Origin of the sequence: Microbulbifer sp. 2205BS26-8, assembly GCF_030731025.1 — a bacterium.
GTDB classification, from domain to species: domain Bacteria; phylum Pseudomonadota; class Gammaproteobacteria; order Pseudomonadales; family Cellvibrionaceae; genus Microbulbifer; species Microbulbifer spongiae.
Map to the genome: position 1 here is coordinate 1 of NZ_JAVAMR010000091.1, position 3,733 is coordinate 3,733.

The 3,733-nt window shown below is 48.3% G+C and carries 4 protein-coding genes; 2 read left to right on the forward strand and 2 right to left on the reverse strand.

Annotated features, from left to right (window positions below; all coding sequences use genetic code 11):
- Nucleotides 1–13: 13 nt before the first annotated feature.
- Complete coding sequence (locus tag Q5Y71_RS16415) at nt 14–1,819, forward strand: hypothetical protein (RefSeq protein WP_306043165.1); 1,806 nt, start codon at nt 14–16, stop codon at nt 1,817–1,819.
- Between the two features lie 171 nt (nt 1,820–1,990).
- On the opposite strand, the gene Q5Y71_RS16420 is transcribed toward Q5Y71_RS16415, so the two are convergent.
- Nucleotides 1,991–2,368, reverse strand: a complete 378-nt coding sequence (locus Q5Y71_RS16420) for a hypothetical protein (protein ID WP_306043167.1) — start codon at nt 2,366–2,368, stop codon at nt 1,991–1,993.
- A gap of 80 nt (nt 2,369–2,448) precedes the next feature.
- Between Q5Y71_RS16420 and Q5Y71_RS16425 the strand changes: the two genes are divergently transcribed.
- Nucleotides 2,449–3,543, forward strand: coding sequence for an alkaline phosphatase D family protein (locus Q5Y71_RS16425; protein WP_306043168.1), 1,095 nt, complete (start codon nt 2,449–2,451; stop codon nt 3,541–3,543).
- A 39-nt stretch (nt 3,544–3,582) separates the two neighbouring features.
- Here the strand turns inward: Q5Y71_RS16425 and Q5Y71_RS16430 are convergent.
- The coding region (locus Q5Y71_RS16430) for an integrase core domain-containing protein (RefSeq protein ID WP_306043169.1) at nt 3,583–3,733 on the reverse strand (151 nt) is incomplete at its 5' end.

Sequence of the window (3,733 nt, forward strand, 5' to 3'; positions counted from 1 at the left end):
GACAACCTATGAAATGACCTTTACCGGCCTGACTGCAGTGCAGGGCTGGGGTGGCAGCGACAGTCTCAACGCCCTTGCCTACAGTGATGGCTTGACATTGACTGGCAGTGATAATCAACTGACCACGGGCGCGCTGACTTTTGCTGGTATCCATAGTGCGACAACGCGAACCCTTAAAAACCCGATTGATTCAGCTATCTTCAAATTGGCGGGAAGCAATACCCTTGAAACCGCCGGAATCCGCATTGATGGGCTGGAGAGCGTCAATAATATCGGGCGTGACAGTATATTATTGGGAACCAGTGGAGACGACCACTTTGGGCTCGCTACTAATGGAGATATCAGCGCAGCCGGCATTCACTTTGCAGGTTTGAATCGCGTTGACGGCGCAGATGGCAATAATATCGTAACAGCGCAAGGTGCTATCTGGACTTCAACCATGAAAGGGGGAGCTTTAGTCAACGGCAGTGCTGAAGCCACGATCAATAATATTTCTGTTTTGTTTGAAAACCTTGTCGGGGTGGAAGGTACTGGAACCTACACCGGTCAAGATATTGATAGCGAGTATGTATTCAGCAGTTTGAATACGATGACCATTGGGGGTATAGCCTTTGCCGATCTCAGTCACTTAATCGCGGGCAGCGGAAAAGACGTGATACATGGTGCGGATATTGATGCTAACTGGGATATCAATGATTCACAGCAGCATGTCAGTAGCGATGGTGGTTCCCTGATATTTAGTGGTGTTGAATCGATATTTGCCGGTAGCGGTATTGATCAGTTCACCCTGGGCGGTGGTCAACTTACGGAAATTAATGCGGGAGCGGGTAATGACTCGGTCATGCTCTCAGGTACGGTTATTGACACTATTTTCCTGGGCCAGGGAGATGATTACGTGCAGGTGAATACCGCAGGCAACCAGGGAATAGCGCTACTTGGAGGCGGTGGAAATGATGCATTCCAGTACATCCTTGCTGATGGTATCTGGAAAATATTCTCAACAGGGAATTCAGTGGACAATATACGATTTGACGGCTTTGAATTGCTGAAGAACACTGCAAACAACTTTACCCTGGAGACGGATTTAGGCTTTGATTTCACCACTGAAAGTACTGGTTCCGGTATCTTGAACCAGAGTGGCGCAGGTATGGTATTTACCAGGAGCGGCATGTATCTGGGCTATGATGGCGAAGGAGATATCAGGATTGTCAGCAGTTCACTGGACACGATCGGAGGGCGTCTCAAGGCTGACCGGGCGGATTTGACTGTTGCTGGGGACCTTGATATTGAGACAGCAGTCAATACTTTGGGCGTTTCTACCTCTGGGAGAGATATTGATATCAGCATCCTGGCTCAGGGGGATCTTGTGATTGATGAAATCAATGCAGGGCGGGGTACTGTCACACTGGCCAGTGCCAGTTTTGGAAACCTGACGGCTGAAACCTATGGCGATACCCATATCACGGCAGGTGTGGTAAAGCTGGGGGTTGAAACTCAGCCATGGGCTTTAATTGGCAGTGCCATTAATCCTCTGCGTATGGACGCCACAAACCGGGTTGAGATTGTTTCAATAACCTATTATGAACCGGATTTTATTGGCCAGGTTCCTGTTTTTACCAGTACCGGTGACGAACTCCAGTCAATAGCCGGTGCACAGGCTGCCCAGGGCTTGAAATCTGCTGTACAAAATGAGGTGGAAGACTTCACACAAATTGATCCGGCAATATTCACTGCAGTAACTCCCTATAGTAGCGGTGTAGATGCCGTCAATTCACCAGAAATGCGTCTCAAATCTGGTGAATTAACCCCCATAAATTGATCCGGGCGAATTGAGAGCGGGGATGGTGAAGAGTGACCGGGGTGAATGATCGCAGGTGCCATGCTCTCTGCGTGAAACCTTGCTCGGCAAGGCATGGAAGTATTGGCAATGCGGGGTTGCATCTCAAGTCATGCTTACACCATTACCAAAATGATTGTATACAACCCATTATCAGGATATTTTGATCGCAAGGATGCCAAAAAAACGCGGCAGTGTGGGGTATTCTATATTTGCCCTGCAGACAGCACAGCACCAGCCACTCCAAAAATTCAGCCCTTCTCTGTGCGCTTTCGCTGGCTTGTGCCGGTCGTAGTGTGGCGTCAGCAGTAGAATAAACAGCGCCATAGCGGCCCGGGTAAGCGATGGGTTGTCGCTCCTGTTGTTCTCGCTGTACCTATCCCTGTCATTCTCCCGACAACCAATCAGTGCTTTTGGCACCTTTGGCAAACTGCGACAAGGGAAATCCTGCAGGCCACTTTTGAGGGTATTGAGAATGGGAAAATGGGCAAAGTGGTGTGGCAGCGATGCAAGAGGCAGTAAAGTTGCCATCACCGGGTCAGGCGTCATAAAATTTTAATACAAAACTTATATATTGAATAATCTCCCGATTGGATTATCTGATAAGGGCAATGAAAAAAATTAATCGCAGAACTGTACTAAAGGGCATGTTTTCTGCAGCAGGGCTCTCGCTTGCTCAGAATTCCCTGGCAAATCTTGGCCTTTCTCTAGATCTGACGGATTCGCCTGCCTTGCGCCGTATTGCATTTGGATCTTGCTGTGATCAAAACAAACCCCAATTAATATGGAATAGTGTGATAGCAAAGAACCCGGAATTGTTTATTTTTCTGGGTGATAATATTTATGCAGACACGGAAGATATGGAGGTTATGGCAAATATCTATGAGCAGCAAGGCAAAAACTTTGCAGCCATACGCAATCAGTGCAATGTCATTGCTACCTGGGATGATCATGACTATGGCATGAACGATGCTGGCATTGAGTACCCAAAGAGACAGGAATCCAGGGATCTTTTCCTAACATTCTGGGGTGAACTGGACAGCCCCAGGCGTCGGGATGACGGCATTTATCACAGCTACTACTACGGGCCCGCCGATGCTCGGGTGCAGGTGATTCTGCTTGATCTTCGCTATGAAAGAGCCGCAATTCATAAGGTGGGCATGCTGGCAGAAGCCGGCAGGCATATAAAAAACATGGGGCCTTACAGACCGGCAGAAGACAATCGCAGTATGATGTCTGAACAACAATGGCAGTGGCTTGAAAAGCAGTTGAAACAACCTGCCGACCTGAGAATCATTGGCTCCAGCATTCAGTTCCTGGCAGATTTTACCGGCTGGGAAGCCTGGGCAAACTATCCTGCGGATAAAAACAGGATGCTCAGTTTAATCAAGAAAACTCAGGCTAACGGAATTATCTTTGTGAGTGGTGATACACACTGGGCGGAGTTGTCCAGGCAAACAGAAGGCGTACCCTATCCACTCTATGATTTGACTTCCAGTGGTTTAACGAATACCTGGTCACAAGTCAGCCCCAATCAATATCGTAAGGATGATGCTTATTTTGCTGAAAGAAACTTCGGCCAAATTGCTATAGACTGGCAGGGTAGCGACACAGAAATTACCCTGCAAATCTGTGACATCAATGGTGATGCCAAAATTGCACATACTTTTGCCCTGAGTGAGTTACAGATCAAAGAGCCTGCGTGAGGGAATGATCAGCCCCACCGGGGTGGTCCAGTTTAAATGTTAGTGCATAGTGGGCCGTGGCACTTTCTCCACGGTGGTCTCTGGGGCCGGTGGGCGGTAGCCCAAGGCACTGTGTGGCCGCTTGGTGTTGTAATGCTTCCTCCACTCCTCAATAATAATTTCCGCCTCTTGTAACGTATAGAATATTTCA

Excerpts from the sequence above, each read along its gene's own strand:
- Q5Y71_RS16420 (WP_306043167.1), bottom strand. The coding sequence starts at position 2,368 with ATGGCAACTTTACTGCCTCTTGCATCGCTGCCACACCACTTTGCCCAT.
- Q5Y71_RS16415 (WP_306043165.1), top strand. The coding sequence starts at position 14 with ATGACCTTTACCGGCCTGACTGCAGTGCAGGGCTGGGGTGGCAGCGAC.
- Q5Y71_RS16425 (WP_306043168.1), top strand. The coding sequence starts at position 2,449 with ATGAAAAAAATTAATCGCAGAACTGTACTAAAGGGCATGTTTTCTGCA.